The sequence below is a fragment of the Pelagivirga sediminicola genome (genome assembly GCF_003072125.1).
Lineage (GTDB): Bacteria > Pseudomonadota > Alphaproteobacteria > Rhodobacterales > Rhodobacteraceae > Roseovarius > Roseovarius sediminicola.
The window spans coordinates 29398-43604 of sequence record NZ_QCYH01000009.1 but is presented as its reverse complement, the minus strand read 5'-3'; the positions used below and the strand labels follow the sequence as shown (position 1 = coordinate 43604).

The following is a 14207-nucleotide window of genomic DNA, read 5'->3' as shown; positions in this document are numbered from 1 at the left end:
GGGGCCGGCCCGGTGCCTAGCTGTCGTAATCTATGGCGTGGCGCAGCTGTTTTTCAAACTCCAGCGCCTTGCCCGTGCCAAGCGCCACGCAGTTCAGGCTCTCGTCCGCGATGCTGACGGCCAGACCTGTCTGCTCGCGCAGTGCAAGATCCAGATCGCCCAGCAATGCGCCGCCGCCGGTCAGCATGACGCCGCGGTCCACAATATCGGCGGCCAGATCGGGAGGCGTTGCCTCCAGCGCGGTCATCACCGCCTCGCAGATCTGCTGCACCGGCTCGGACAGGGCCTCGGCCACCTGGGCCTGGCTGATCTCGGTTTCCTTGGGCACACCGTTCAGCAGATCGCGGCCGCGGATCTTCATCGTCTCGCCGCGTCCGTCGTCGGGCATGCGCGCGGTGCCGATCGAGGTCTTGATCCGCTCGGCGGTGGCGTCGCCGATCAGCAGGTTCTGCTGACGGCGCAGGTAGTTGATGATCGCCTCGTCCATCCGGTCGCCGCCGACGCGGACCGAGCGGGCATAGACGATATCGCCCAGGCTGAGCACCGCGACTTCGGTCGTGCCGCCGCCGATATCCACCACCATGTTGCCGGTGGGATCGGTGATCGGCATGCCCGCGCCGATGGCGGCCGCGATGGGTTCGGCAATCAGGCCCGCGCGGCGGGCGCCTGCGCTCAGCACCGACTGGCGGATCGCGCGTTTTTCAACGGGGGTCGCGCCATGCGGAACGCACACGATGATCTTGGGTTTGGAGAATGTCGTGCGCTTGTGAACCTTGCGGATGAAATGCTTGATCATCGCCTCGGCTGTATCGAAATCGGCGATGACGCCTTCGCGCATCGGGCGAATCGCCTCGATGCTGCCGGGCGTGCGGCCCAGCATCAGCTTGGCGTCCTCGCCCACGGCCAGCACCTTTCGCACGCCGTCCTTGACGTGGTAGGCCACGACCGACGGCTCCGACAGGATGATGCCACGGCCCTTGACGTAGACCAGCGTATTCGCCGTTCCAAGATCTATGGCCATGTCCGAGGTGAACATCCCCGGAATTCTGCTCAGTATGGACATGAAGGGCGGTGTCCTGTCTTTGGATGCAAAAGGGCGCCGGGCGAGTCTGTCCGGCTGGCTTGCGCCCTTATAGAGATGCCGCCGGCGCGGTTAAAGGGGCTGTTTCGGGCATATCAGCATCAACTTGCCGGTCCGCGCGCCCCTTGAGCAAGGGTTGAGGGGCGAAGCGGCGGCCCTAGCTGAAGCTCTGCAGCTTACACAGCGTCGGCGTGAAAGGAGAACACATCATGGTGATCGTCGTCGACTTGATCGTGGCCTTCGTCCTCGTTCTGATCTTCTCGGACCGCCGGACGCGTAACTGCCGCTGGCGCGAGGACCGGACGCTGGACGCCGGGGACGGGCGCGCCTATCGCTGCATGACATGCGGCGCGATCGACCATACCACGACGGGCCGGCCACCGAAGGATTGCAAGGCGGGCACGGAGACGCTTTAGTGGCGCCGCGACCAACCTGATTGCGAGGCTGACAATGACCGAACCCGATGATGCCGCCGCCCGCCGCGCCGCGGCGCCCGTGATCTGCTATCCCAACGAGACACTGCCGCAGCCTGATCTGGCGCTCTACCGCGCCGCGCGCGTGGGCGCATCGAAGACCGCCGAGGTTCTGGCCGCGCCCCGCGATGCCGCCGCGTTCCGCGTGCCCGCCGGGCATTTTTTCCGCATCACCTCGGTCGACGGGCCGCAGGTGGGCGATCTGAACCTGTGGAGCGTCGATGATCTGACCGAGCGTTTCTATTCGGGCAAGACCCGCGCGCTGCACGGCACGCATATCACGACGGGCGAGCGGATGTGGTCCAGCCTGCCGCATCTGCGCCCCATGGCGACGGTGATCGAGGATACGCTGAACTGGTACGGGATCGACGAATACGGCGGATCGGTGCATGACGTGATCGGCACGCGCTGCGATCCCTATACCGGTCATCTGCTGGCGGGCACGCAGTATCATCACTGTTGCCACTCCAACCTGACCCGCGCGCTCAGCGACGAGACGGGCCTGCCGCTGCATGAGGCCGAGCGCCACGTTCATGACGTCCTGAACGTCTTCATGTGCACCGGCTTTACCCGCGACACGGGGCAGTATTTCATGAAGGCCAGCCCCGTGCGCCCCGGCGATTACATCGAGTTTTTCGCCGAGATCGACCTTCTGGGCGCGCTCAGTGCCTGCCCCGGGGGTGATTGCTCGGCCCAGCATTCCAGTGACGCGGCGGCGTGTTTCCCGCTGTTGGTCGAGGTTTTCGCCCCCGCCCCCGGCGCGCTGGAGGGGTGGAGCAGCCCGGCGCGCAGCGGCTATGACGGCACCCACGGGCGCGGGCCGGTCGCGGGGCGCGCCGGATGATCGGCTATGCCCCCGGAGACGATGTCGGTCCGCTGGAAGACTGGCCGCTGGACAATCCGGCCAGCAATTACGTGATCTTGCGCGGCACCCCGCGCACCTCGGGGCGCATCGACGCGGGCGGGCCGGGGCATGACACGCGCTTCGGCACCTGGCGCTGCACGCCGGGCGCCTTTCAATGCACCGAGCAGGGGGACGAGTTGATGACCATCCTCGCCGGCCGCTGTCGCCTGACGGACCACGGAACCGGAGAGGTGCGCGACCTTGGCGCCGGCGACAGCCTGTTCGTGCGGGACCGCAGCCGCGTGACCTGGGACGTGTCCGAGGAGGTGACGAAGGTGTTTTTCGGATGGAAGGCGGGCGGGTATTGAGGCGGTAGCCGCATGTGACAACCTGTCGACAATCTATCGCAGAACAACGGGCGTCGTCCGCTCCATTCGGCACAAGGTGCAACTGCGCACCGCCTCGAACACGCCCTGCAAGGCCAGTTCGCGAAAACTGGGCAGCGCGAACGGATCTGCGCGGCTGAAATCCACCTCATAGCCCAGATCCTCGAACGAGGCGATCGACATGCGGCTCAGCGGGCGGGCGGTGCCCGATAGAAACCCGGTCAGCAACTCGTCACCGAAAATCAGCTCGCGCCAGTGCCCTTCGCGCGTTCCCGTCCCCCCGGTATTGGCCACCGGAACGCCCTTTCCCCCGTCCGGATCGAGACTTGCGAATTCACGTGAAGCCGCCGGTCCGACAAAGCGTGGATCCATCGTGCCCGTCCCCGCGATCAGGTTCTTGCGGACCCAGAGGGTTCCGAAGCCCAGGACATGGGCCATTTCATGCAGGATGACGTCCTCGAAACTGCCCGCGGTTTCAAGGTCGATCACATCCGCCCGGTCAAACTCCATGAGGCCGACCAGCGGCAATTCGCAACCGGGCCGCAACACGGTCGGCCCGGCGCGGCCCAGAACGCCGCCGGGGCCATCCAGATCGGCAATCGTCGCATCGATCCGAACGCCGGTCAGATCGGCCCCCTCGAACTGGATCGGGTCGAACACGGTATTTATGATCGCGTCCCACTTGGCAGCCGCGCGCTCGAAGACCGCCCGACGCGCGATGGTGAAGTCACCTGAAAAAACCAGTGTAATCATGTCTGATCTGCTTTGCGCTGATGATGCCCTCCGAGACTAGCTGCAGCTGTGCTGCCTGGGAAACCAAGCAGTGCCGGGTCGGCGTGGATCTGCCAAAAAAAAATGCGTCATCGGCTGAAAAGCGGATGAATCCGGTCGGCGCCAGCCGCGCCGCGCAGGGGCTTTCGTCCTGCCAAGTCAAAAAAGGCCCCGGATCGCTCCGGGGCCTTTCCTCAATTTCAAACCGAGCAGCGCCTTAGTGCGCGTGGCTCTTGTCCCAGTCTTCGCGCTTGGGAAGCTGCTCGAACGTGTGCTCGGGCGGAGGGCTGGGCAGGGTCCATTCCAGCGTGTCCGCGTATTCGTTCCACGGGTTTGCCTCTGGCGAGGGTTTGCCGCGCAGCAGCGAGTAGACCACGATCCCGAAGAAGAACACGAAGCTGGCGAAGGAGATGAACGCGCCGATCGACGACCAGTAGTTCCAGACCGCGAAGGCCTCGGGGTAGTCGATATAGCGGCGCGGCATGCCCTGACGGCCCAGGAAGTGCTGCGGGAAGAACGTGAGGTTCGCACCGATGAACATCGCGTAGAAGTGCAGTTGCGCCGCCCATTCGGGATACATCTTGCCGGTTATCTTGGGGAAGTAGAAATAGACCCCTGCGAAGATGGCGAACACGGCCCCGAGGCTCATCACATAGTGGAAATGCGCCACGACGTAATAGGTGTCGTGATAGGCCCGGTCGAGACCCGCCTGCGCCAGCACCACGCCGGTCACGCCGCCCACGGTGAACAGGAACAGGAAGCCGAACGCCCACATCATCGGCGCCTTGAACTCGATCGAGCCGCCCCACATCGTCGCGATCCAGCTGAACACCTTCACCCCTGTCGGCACCGCGATGACCATCGTCGCCAGCATGAAATAGCTCTGCTGCGTCAGCGACATGCCCACCGTGTACATGTGGTGCGCCCAGACCAGGAAGCCCAGCGCGCCAATCGCGATCAGCGCCCAGACCATCGGCAGGTAGCCGAAGATCGGCTTCTTGCTGAAGGTGGCGATGACGTGGCTGATGATGCCGAAACCGGGCAGGATGATGATGTACACTTCCGGATGGCCAAAGAACCACAGGATGTGCTGATACAGGATCGGATCGCCCCCACCGGCCGGGTTGAAGAACGTCGTGCCGAAGTTGCGGTCCGTCAGCAGCATCGTGATCGCGCCCGCCAGAACCGGCAGCGCCAGCAGAATCATCCACGCGGTGACAAAGATCGACCATGCGAACAGCGGCACCTTGAACAGGGTCATGCCCGGCGCGCGCATGTTCAGGAATGTCGTGATCATGTTGATCGCGCCCAGGATCGAGCTGGCCCCGGAGACGTGGACCGCGAAGATGGCCAGATCCATGGAAATGCCCGTCTCGTTCGTCGACAGCGGCGGATAGAGCACCCAGCCGACGCCCGATCCCAACTGCCCGTTGCCGCCCGGCGCCAGCAGGGAGGCAACGCCCAGCGAAGTACCCGCGACATACAGCCAGAAGCTGAGGTTGTTCATGCGCGGAAACGCCATGTCCGGCGCACCGATCTGAAGCGGCATCAAATAGTTGCCGAAACCGCCGAAGAGGGCCGGAATCACCACGAAGAACATCATCAGGACGCCGTGATAGGTGATCATCACGTTCCAAAGGTGTCCGTTCGGCGTGCAGGTGGCGCCCGCATCGGCAATGAACCGCGCGCCCTCAAGGCACATGTATTGAACACCCGGCTCCATCAGTTCGAGGCGCATGTAGACGGTGAAAAGAACGGATATCAGGCCGACAAACGCCGACACGACAAGGTAAAGGATACCGATATCCTTGTGGTTCGTGGACATGAACCACCGGGTGAAGAACCCGCGCTCGTCGTGGTGGTCATGGCCATGAATGGCTGCATCTGCCATTGGGTGCCTCCTGCTGGTATGGGTCCGGGCGCCTTTTGCGATGCTGCGGGCGCGCGGGTATCTGGTGGGTGTTTTAGTGCGCCGGGCGCAGGCGGGCAACGCAAGAGTTTGACCCAGATCAAATAAAATTGTCGCACCCCCTTAAAAATCGGGGGCTTGCCGCGTCCTTGCCGAAACCCTACCGACAATGACCGGCGCGGTAAATCCCGCCCCGTGGCGTTATCGCGGCGAAAAAGATGTGCGATGCGGGAACCAATTTAACCGGCGCGGTGTTGATGCCCCGAACGACGCCACAGACCGGCACACAGCAGGAGGGCGTCTTTTTGAACCTAGGAGGAACGATGACCAATTTTCGCAAGCTGACCACCGCCACCGCCGCCCTGACACTGGGCACCCTGATGTCCACCACGGCGTTTGCCGACAACCACAGCATGAAGTGCAGCGATTACAACGCGCTGAGCGCCGATGACCAGATGGCGCACGCTCAGGAGTGGAGAGCCGGACGCGAGGCTGCCCGTGACGAAGCGCGCGGCGACGATGGCGCAGACGTTACTGCGACCGAAAACGCAAGCGACGATGTCGAGGTCGATGGCGGCCGCGAGGAAGCCCGCGACGAAGCCATGGGGTCCGATGAGGACGTTGTTGCGATGATGTCCGAGTTTTGCACAACGGACGATTCGCAGATGACCGGCGATTTCCGTCATCCGTCCGAAGATCCGGCGGCCATCCCCGCCCAGGAATAACGCTGCCACGTCCCGGCTGCCGGTCTTCCCGTCCCTTCTGAATACCGGCGGCAGGCATAGCGTTATGGCCCGCAATCCCACACCGGGGTTGCGGGCTATTTTACTGCCGCGGCTTCGCTGTCAGTGCGGTGAAAGCCGCGTTCAGGACGGAAAAATGGTATCGAACTGGCGGCGCAGTGCCACGTCCACATCTTCCATGGTCACGGGCAGGCCTAGATCCACAAGGCTGGTGACGCCGTGCTCGGCGATCCCGCAGGGCACGATGCCGCTGAAGTGGTCCAGATCCGGCTCCACGTTGATGGAGATGCCGTGAAAGCTGATCCATTTGCGCAGGCGGATGCCGATGGCGGCGATCTTTTCTTCGGGCACGGCGCCCGCGGCCGTCAGCGGCTTGTCCGGGCGCTGCACCCAGACGCCCACGCGGCCCGGGCGCAGCTCGCCCCTGATGTTGAACTCATCCAGCACAGCGATGACCCACGCCTCCAGCTGGCTGACGAAGGCGCGCACATCGCGCCCGCGCCGCCCGACATCCAGCATCACGTAAACCACCCGCTGGCCCGGTCCGTGATAGGTATATTGCCCGCCGCGCCGCGCCTCGAAAACGGGGAAGCGATCGGGATCGGTCAAATCCTCAGGCCGTGCGGACGTCCCCGCCGTATAAAGCGGCGGATGCTCCAGCAGCCACACCAATTCAGGCGCATCGCCGCGCAGGATGGCCGCGACGCGGTCCTCCATGACAGCCAGCGCCGTTTGATACTCCGTCAGGCCGGGCGATATTTTCCATTCCACCATGCGGGCGGAATACACCGCCCGCGCGCCGGTGGGAAGCGTGGCCGCGCGCCTTCGCAGAAACGCGGATTTTACGCTTCACAAATCACGCGCGAGGCGCTAAACGCCGTGGCATACCATGACTGTGCGGTCGTGGCGGAATGGTAGACGCGCAGCGTTGAGGTCGCTGTGGGGTAAAACCCGTGGAAGTTCGAGTCTTCTCGACCGCACCAAACTCCAGCTTTTCATGCCCGAACCTCGGCGTCAGCGCTCCACGGCGATGTTGTCGATCAGGCGCACGCCGGCCAGCCATGCGGCGGCGAAGAGCCGGGCGGGGCGGCTGGGTGTGGTCAGCAGGCTCAGATCGTCATTCGCGCGCATCTCGATGTAATCGACATCGGTGAAACCGGCCTGCTTGAGCGCCGCGATGGCCGCGCGCTGCGCCTCCTCGGCAGGGCGGCCCGATACGATGGCGGCGGCCATCTGTTCCATCTGCTCGACCAAAGCGGGCGCGATGGTGCGGGCGCGGTCCGACAGCAGCAGGTTGCGCGACGACATCGCCAGCCCGTCGATCTCGCGGATCGTCGGGCAGCCGTGAATTGTAACCGGCATGTCCAGATCGCGGACCATGCGGCGGACCACCTGCAATTGCTGAAAGTCTTTTTCGCCGAAAAACGCGTCTGTCGCCGAGGTCTGGGCCAGGAGTTTCGCGACAACCGTGGTGACGCCCGCAAAGTGGCCGGGGCGGTGGATGCCGTCCATCACCTCGGTCAGGCCGCTGACGGTCACGGTCGTGGCAAAGCCGTCCGGATAGATCTGATCGACGTCCGGCACATAGATCGCATCGACGCCGTGACGGGCCAGCCGGGCCGCATCGGCCTGCTCGGTGCGCGGATAGCGCGCCACATCCTCGGGCGTGCTGAACTGGCGGGGATTGACGAAGATCGTCACGATCACGCGGTCGCAGACCCGTTTGGCGGCGCGGGCCAGCGACAGGTGGCCGTCATGCAGCGCGCCCATCGTCGGCACCACGCCGATCCGCGCGCCCGCGTCGCGCCAAGGCAGGATTGCGGCGCGCAGATCGGCAAGGTTGCGCACGATCGGCGCACTCATGCGCCGGGCGCTTTCGCGGGGGCCTCATCGGCAAAGACGTGCTCGGCTGCGGGAAATGCGCGCGCGCGCACCTCGGCGGCATAGGCGGCGATCGCGGCCTCGCCATCGGCGCCAAGCTGCGCGTAACGCTTGACGAATTTCGGCTTGAAGGCGGTAAACAGCCCCAGCATGTCATCCACCACCAGCACTTGGCCGTCACAGCCGGCGGAGGCGCCGATGCCGATGGTCGGGATCGCGATTTCGGACGTGATCCGGTCGGCCAGCGCGGCGGGGATCTTTTCCAGCACGACGGCAAAGGCGCCCGCATCGGCCACCGCCTGCGCGTCCTCGCTGAGATGTTTGGCGGCGGCGCCGCGTCCCTGCACCTTGTAGCCGCCCAGCGTGCCCACCGCCTGCGGCGTCAGGCCGATATGGGCCATCACGGGCACTCCGCGCGCGGTCAGAAAGCGGATCGTGTCCGCCATATGCGCGCCGCCCTCCAGCTTGACCGCTGCCGCGCCCGTCTCGCGCATCAGGTGCGAGGCGTTGCGCATCGCCTGGCGCGGATCCTCTTCGTAGCTGCCGAAAGGCATGTCGATGACCAGCATCGCACGGTCCAGCCCGCGCGCGACGGCCTGGCCATGCATCACCATCATCTCCATCGTCACGCCGACCGTCGAGCGCATGCCGTGCAGCACCATGCCGACGCTGTCGCCGACCAGCACGAAATCGCAATGGGCGTCCATCATGCGCGCCATCGGCGTGGTATAGGCCGTCAGGCTGACGATGGGCGCGGCGCCCTTCATGGCGCGGATATCGGTCGGAAGCGGGGCGGACTGGCGGGCTGTGGCGCTCATCTGGCGGGCCTCGAATTTGGTAGCGATGCGGCGATGCCTAGCAAGGTTTCGCCGCAAGTGCCACTGATGTATTCTGGCGGCGATCCGCCGGGGCGCTTGCACGTCGCGCGCAAACCACTAGGGGTGGTGCAGCGATTCGCGCGGCCTATTTGTGATATAACGGGGGGCGACAGGCGCCCGCCCGCGTGCGACACTTTGTTATCCGATCCCTTGGGAGGCCCCGTCTTGCGGCACATGCCATCGAAATTCTCCGCGCTTCTCCGCGCCGCCTTGTGCGCGCTGCTGGTGGCGGCGCCGTGGTCCGGCGCGGCCATGGCGGCGGCGTCCGGCGGCAAGACCGTGCAGGAAGCGGTCAGCCGCGCCGACCTGATCCGCCTTCTGGGCCGCCTGCACGAGGACGAGACCGTGCGCGCCGACCTCAGCAAGCTGGGCTTCAAGGGTGAAAACCTGGAACTGGCGACACAGCACGCGGCGAACATGCTGCGCGATCCTGTCATCGCCGGCTATATCGCGGACCGGGTGATGGCCGTGCGGGCCGGAACCAGCGCGCCGATGGCGCGGGCGCAGGGCCTTTTGTGGGGCGTCATCGACCAGGGGCTGGGGCATTTGCCGCTGGTCGAGTTGCAATATTACTATCTGGTCGAGCAGGCCGTTCTTGGCGCGATGCCGGTGCATATCTGCGGGCAGGCCGTGCGCGGCAGCCTCGCGCCCGACCGCATGGCCGATGCCACCGCCCGCGCCGCCGCGCGGCTCAACACGGCGGGCTTGCGCAATTATTACCGCATACAGCTGCGCGCGGCGCAGCTGGGGGCCACGCGCGGACAGCTGAAAACAACGCCGAAACGAGCGGCCCGCGCCGAGGCGCTGATTTTTGCCGCGCTCAGCCGCCATATCGCGCAGGAGCCTGACGCCGCGCGCATCATGGACAGTTTCGCCAACCTGCCGACGGTCGACAATCGCCGCGCCTGCCGCGCCGGCAAGGTCTTCATCGACGCGGTGTTGACGCTGGAGGGGCGCGAGTTGCACGAGGCGCTGATTCAGCTGAGCCTGCCCTGAGGGCTCTGGCCGCGATCGCCTGAGCCGCGACGAAAGTGCCAGCGGGGGTGGCGGGTGCGGTTCGGGCGCGCTAACGATTGCGTGTCCACGCCCCGGAGACAGACAAGATGCCCCATCCCCCCGTCAAGATTGCCATCAACGGTTTTGGCCGGATCGGCCGCGCCATCCTGCGGATCCTGCTGAAGGGGCGCGCCGATATCGAGCTGGTGCTGATCAACGAGATCGAGCCGCTGGAGATCTGCGCCTATCTGTTCGAATATGACAGTGTCTATGGCACTTGGCCGGGCAAGGTCGAGGTGGCGCCGGAGGCGTTGATACTGAACGGCCGGTCCGTCGCCTTTCACTCGGTCCCGGATCTGCGCCAGCTGGATCTGAGCGGTGTCGATCTGGTGCTGGAATGCACTGGCATGGCCGGCAAGCGCGCCATGGCCGAACGCGGGCTGCAGGCCGGGGCGCGTGCGGTTCTGGTCTCGGGCCCGGCGGCGGAGGCCGACGTGACGCTGGTGCTGGGCGCGAACGAGGAGGCGCTGGGCGATCAGCGGATCATCTCGAACGCGTCCTGCACCACCAACGCGCTGGCGCCGCTGGCGCGGCTTCTGGACGCGGCCTTCGGGATCGTGTCGGGGCAGATGACGACGGTGCATTGCTATACCGGCAGCCAGCCGACCGTGGACAAGCCGCGCGGCAATCTGGAGCGCAGCCGCGCCGCCGCCCTGTCGATGGTGCCGACGACAACCAGCGCGCGGGGCCAGATGGAGCTGGTCCTGCCTGCGCTCGCCGGGCGGATCGAGGCGCGGGCGATCCGCGTGCCGACGGCCAGCGTCTCCTGCATCGACCTGACCGTTCAGACGGCGCGCCCCGTCGCCGCGGCCGATGTCAACGCGGTCCTGCGCGAGGCGGCGCAGGACGGGCCCCATGCGGGGGTTTTCGGCTGGACCGACAAGCCGCTGGTGTCGTCCGATCTGCGCGCGCGGCCCGAATCGATCATCATGTGCGGGCGCGAGACATCCATCGCGGCGGGCGGCCTTGTCCGCGTCTTTGGCTGGTATGACAACGAGTGGGGCTTTTCGTGCCGCATGCTGGACATGGCGGCACGGATCGGCGCGCGGCTCAGAACCAGGGCTTGAAGCGGGCGTCAAAATCGGCCTGAACGGCGGTGTTGTCGTATTCGGTCCGCACCCACTCTTCAAAGCCGATGCCAGTCTCGCGCTGGCGGGCCTCGAACAGATCCAGGATGTAGTCCAGCACCCCGGTGCGCGAGCGGCGCACATGCAGGAACCGCAGGCCCAGCATGCGGCGCGCCTCGGCCACCGGGCGCCCTTCGATCACCATGAGATAGATGGCAGAGGCAAATCCGGCCCGGTCGGCGCCCGATTTGCAATGCATCACGAACGGACGCTCGATGGTGCGGAAGGCGTCGATGACCGCCTGGATGTCTTCGGGCGGGGCGGCATAGCGCGCGTGCAGCGTCACGTCCACAAGGGTCAGCCCCAGCGCGGCGCAGCTTTCCTTTTCGGTCAGGTAATGTGCGGCGCCCGCAGCGCCGCGCAGGTTGAGGATGGATTTGACGCCCATCTTCTTGAGCCGGGCAAAGCGTTTATGCGTCGGATGGTTCGAGCGCCAGACGCCCGGCGCCACCTCGTACTGGTTGGTCCAGATGCCGCGCAGGATGGCATGATCGAACCACAGGTTGTAGATATGCGCGCGGCGCCGGTTTTCGGGCGTCGAGAGGTCCGTGTTGTAGGATTGGCGCAGGTTCCGCTCCCATTCGGCTAGTTTCTGGAAGAGAGTCATGCGGGCCTCGGCGCTGCGTCAGGAATGTCAGGGTCTAGACGCCAGCGCCCGGCAAGGCAAGCGATGCGGGTGGATTGACGCGGGCGCGGGCGCCGGCAAATCTGCGCGGACATGGCGGCCGAAGGGAGAAGGCGATGAGCGGACCAGACGAGCGCGGCGCATTGGCGGGCGGGCGCAGCTACCTTGCCATTCCCGGCCCCTCGGTGGTGCCGGACCGGGTGCTGAACGCGATGCACGCGGCGTCGCCCAATATCTATGCGGGCGCGCTGATCGACATGGCCGATACGCTGCTGCCGGACCTCAAGCGCGCCGCGCGCACCGCGCATCATGCCGCGATCTACATCGCCAACGGTCATGGCGCTTGGGAGGCCGGTTTTGCCAACGTGCTGGCGGCGGGGGACGGTGTGCTGGCGCTGATCACCGGGCGGTTCGGACATGGCTGGGCCGATATGGCGGCGCAGATGGGCGCGGACGTCACGCGCATGGATTTCGGCCGCGCGGCGCCCATCGACGCGGCGCAGGTCGAAGAGGCGCTGCGCGCCGATACCGCCCACCGGATCAAGCTCGTGGTCGCCACGCATGTGGACACGTCCAGCTCGGCGCTCAGCGATCTGGCGGCGGTGCGCGCGGCGCTGGATGCGGCGGGCCATCCCGCGCTGCTGATGGCCGATTGCATTGCCTCCTTCGCATGCGACCGGTTCGAGATGGACGCATGGGGCGTCGATATCGCCGTCACGGCCAGCCAGAAGGGGCTGATGATGCCGCCGGGCCTTGCCTTCGTTTTCTTCAGCGACAAGGCGGCCGAGGCGCGGCAAAGGTTGGAGCGCGTCAGCCCATACTGGGACTGGACGCTGCGCGCGGCGCCCGATCAGTTCTATCAGTATTTTTTCGGCACCGCGCCGACGCATCACCTTTATGGCCTGCGCGCGGCGCTGGACATGATCCACGCCGAGGGGATGGAAGGCGTATGGGCGCGCCACGACCGCCTCGCCCGCGCGATCTGGGCGGCGTGCGGGATATGGGCCGAAGGCGGCGCGCTGGCGATGAACATGGCCGATCCGGCCCATCGCAGCCGTGCGGTCACTGCGCTGTCGCTGCCCGCGCCGCGTGCAAGCGATCTGCGCAACTGGCTGGAGGCCGAGGCAGGCGTCACGCTGGGCATCGGCCTTGGCATGGCCGAGCCGGGCGATCCGGCGTGGCACGGGTTCTTTCGCATCGGGCATATGGGTCATGTCAACGCGCATATGGTGCTGGGCGTTCTGGCCAGTATCGAGGCGGGGCTGGTCGCGCTGGACATCCCGCACGGCTCCGGCGCACTGGGCGCGGCGGCGGCGGTGATCGGCGGGTCTTAGCGGCCAGCCTCGGCCAGTGCGCGGGGCAGTGCGTCCGCCAACAGCGCCAGATCGGCGGGCGTGCCGCAACTGATGCGGATGCAGCGGTTTTGCGGCACCGCGAAGGGCATCCGCACGAAAACGCCCTGCCGACCCAGCGCCTCCAGCACGGCGCGGGCGAAATCGCCGTCCCTGCCGCAATCCACGCTGACGAAATTGGTGGCCGAGGGGATCGCGCTCAGTCCGTTCCGAGCGGCGATGCGCGTGATCTCCTCCCGCGCGGCGGCAACCTTGGCCTGCACATGGGCCAGCCAACGGGTGTCCTCAAGCGCGGCCAGCGCGCCGACCTGCGCCGCACGGTTCATGCCGAAATGATTGCGGATCTTCTCGAACTCCGCGATCAGCGGGGCAGGCCCCATGGCATAGCCGACACGCGCGCCCGCCAGCCCATGCGCCTTGGAGAAGGTGCGCATGCGGATCACGAGCGCATCGTCGATGGCGACAGGCGCGGCGGCGGGGGCAAATTCGACATAAGCCTCGTCCAGGACCAGCAGCGCGTCCTCGGGCAGCGCATCGAGCGCGGCAGTGATCGCGTCCCCGTCATGCCACGTGCCCATCGGGTTGTCCGGGTTCGCCAGATAGACCAGCTTGGCCCCCACTTCGGCGGCGCGCGCCATCAGGGCGGCGGGATCTTCGAAATCGTCGCGATAGGGCACCTTGTGCAGCGTGCCGCCATGGCCGGTGACATGGTAGTTGAACGTGGGATAGGCGCCATCCGACGTGACCACCGCATCGCCCGGCGCGATCATCAGGCGCACGAGGTATCCCAGCAGCCCGTCAATGCCTTCGCCCACGACGATATTTTCGGGCGCGATACCGTTCTGCGCGGCCAGCGCGTGGCGCAGATCGAAACTGGTCGAGTCGGGGTATTTCCAGATCTCGTCACAGGCGGCCTTCATCGCGTCCAGCGCCTTGGGCGAGGGGCCGAAGACGCTTTCATTCGCGCCAAGGCGCGCGGCAAAGGGCGCGCCGCGCGCGCGCTCCATCGTTTCGGGCCCGACAAAGGGAACGGCGGCGGGCAGCGACTGGATCAGGCGGGTTGTGCGTGTATCGGACATGG

15 protein-coding genes and 1 tRNA gene are annotated in these 14207 nt (G+C 66.1%); 8 read left to right on the top strand and 8 right to left on the bottom strand.

The genetic code is table 11. From position 1 onward, the window contains the following. Window positions 1–16: 16 nt before the first annotated feature. Window positions 17–1063, bottom strand: a complete 1047-nt coding sequence (locus DC366_RS14355; RefSeq protein WP_076531468.1) for a rod shape-determining protein — start codon at window positions 1061–1063, stop codon at window positions 17–19. A gap of 227 nt (window positions 1064–1290) precedes the next feature. Between DC366_RS14355 and DC366_RS14350 the strand changes: the two genes are divergently transcribed. Genes DC366_RS14350 through DC366_RS14340 form a run of 3 tightly spaced genes read left to right on the top strand, consistent with a single transcriptional unit; the run spans window position 1291 to window position 2766 of the window. Then, on the top strand, window positions 1291–1497 hold the full coding sequence (locus DC366_RS14350) for a hypothetical protein (protein WP_108692926.1): 207 nt from the start codon (window positions 1291–1293) through the stop codon (window positions 1495–1497). A gap of 34 nt (window positions 1498–1531) precedes the next feature. After that, a complete protein-coding gene (locus tag DC366_RS14345) occupies window positions 1532–2398 on the top strand; it encodes an urea carboxylase-associated family protein (protein ID WP_108692925.1) in 867 nt (288 codons plus the stop codon). After that, window positions 2395–2766 (top strand): cupin domain-containing protein, encoded by a 372-nt coding sequence (locus tag DC366_RS14340; protein WP_108692924.1) that lies wholly within the window; start codon window positions 2395–2397, stop codon window positions 2764–2766. The genes DC366_RS14345 and DC366_RS14340 overlap by 4 nt, the downstream gene beginning before the upstream one ends. 33 nt (window positions 2767–2799) lie before the next feature. Here the strand turns inward: DC366_RS14340 and DC366_RS14335 are convergent, their stop codons facing one another. Both DC366_RS14335 and ctaD read right to left on the bottom strand, forming a co-directional pair. Then, window positions 2800–3537: a leishmanolysin-related zinc metalloendopeptidase gene (locus tag DC366_RS14335; protein ID WP_108692923.1), complete on the bottom strand. Its 738-nt coding sequence runs from the start codon at window positions 3535–3537 to the stop codon at window positions 2800–2802. A gap of 235 nt (window positions 3538–3772) precedes the next feature. Continuing rightward, the gene (ctaD, locus tag DC366_RS14330) at window positions 3773–5446 is read right to left on the bottom strand and encodes a cytochrome c oxidase subunit I (RefSeq protein WP_108692922.1); all 1674 of its coding nucleotides are present in this window, start codon (window positions 5444–5446) and stop codon (window positions 3773–3775) included. A 236-nt stretch (window positions 5447–5682) separates the two neighbouring features. On the opposite strand from ctaD, the gene DC366_RS14325 reads away from it, so the two are divergent. Further along, complete coding sequence (locus DC366_RS14325; RefSeq protein WP_133176217.1) at window positions 5683–6189, top strand: hypothetical protein; 507 nt, start codon at window positions 5683–5685, stop codon at window positions 6187–6189. 141 nt (window positions 6190–6330) lie between these two features. Here the strand turns inward: DC366_RS14325 and lipB are convergent, their stop codons facing one another. Then, window positions 6331–6981, bottom strand: coding sequence for a lipoyl(octanoyl) transferase LipB (gene lipB / locus DC366_RS14320; RefSeq protein WP_108692920.1), 651 nt, complete (start codon window positions 6979–6981; stop codon window positions 6331–6333). A gap of 123 nt (window positions 6982–7104) precedes the next feature. On the opposite strand from lipB, the gene DC366_RS14315 reads away from it, so the two are divergent. Next, a tRNA-Leu gene (locus tag DC366_RS14315) sits at window positions 7105–7190 on the top strand. A gap of 31 nt (window positions 7191–7221) precedes the next feature. Here DC366_RS14315 and panC read toward each other — a convergent pair. Then, on the bottom strand, window positions 7222–8070 hold the full coding sequence (gene panC, locus DC366_RS14310) for a pantoate--beta-alanine ligase (protein ID WP_108692919.1): 849 nt from the start codon (window positions 8068–8070) through the stop codon (window positions 7222–7224). Beyond that, complete coding sequence (gene panB / locus DC366_RS14305) at window positions 8067–8906, bottom strand: 3-methyl-2-oxobutanoate hydroxymethyltransferase (protein WP_108692918.1); 840 nt, start codon at window positions 8904–8906, stop codon at window positions 8067–8069. The genes panC and panB overlap by 4 nt, the downstream gene beginning before the upstream one ends. 225 nt (window positions 8907–9131) lie before the next feature. Between panB and DC366_RS14300 the strand changes: the two genes are divergently transcribed. Together DC366_RS14300 and DC366_RS14295 are read left to right on the top strand one after the other, a co-directional pair. Beyond that, entirely contained in the window at window positions 9132–9962 is an 831-nt protein-coding gene (locus tag DC366_RS14300; RefSeq protein WP_133176216.1) for a hypothetical protein, read from the top strand. Between the two features lie 107 nt (window positions 9963–10069). After that, a complete protein-coding gene (locus tag DC366_RS14295) occupies window positions 10070–11089 on the top strand; it encodes a type I glyceraldehyde-3-phosphate dehydrogenase (protein ID WP_108692916.1) in 1020 nt (339 codons plus the stop codon). On the opposite strand, the gene DC366_RS14290 is transcribed toward DC366_RS14295, so the two are convergent. Further along, a complete protein-coding gene (locus DC366_RS14290) occupies window positions 11073–11756 on the bottom strand; it encodes a tyrosine-protein phosphatase (RefSeq protein ID WP_108692915.1) in 684 nt (227 codons plus the stop codon). The genes DC366_RS14295 and DC366_RS14290 overlap by 17 nt on opposite strands. 134 nt (window positions 11757–11890) lie before the next feature. Here DC366_RS14290 and DC366_RS14285 point away from each other — a divergent pair, with 134 nt between their 5' ends. Further along, window positions 11891–13108, top strand: coding sequence for a pyridoxal-phosphate-dependent aminotransferase family protein (locus DC366_RS14285; protein ID WP_108692914.1), 1218 nt, complete (start codon window positions 11891–11893; stop codon window positions 13106–13108). On the opposite strand, the gene DC366_RS14280 is transcribed toward DC366_RS14285, so the two are convergent. Further along, window positions 13105–14205: a pyridoxal phosphate-dependent aminotransferase gene (locus DC366_RS14280; RefSeq protein ID WP_108692913.1), complete on the bottom strand. Its 1101-nt coding sequence runs from the start codon at window positions 14203–14205 to the stop codon at window positions 13105–13107. The genes DC366_RS14285 and DC366_RS14280 overlap by 4 nt on opposite strands. Window positions 14206–14207 lie beyond the last annotated feature (2 nt).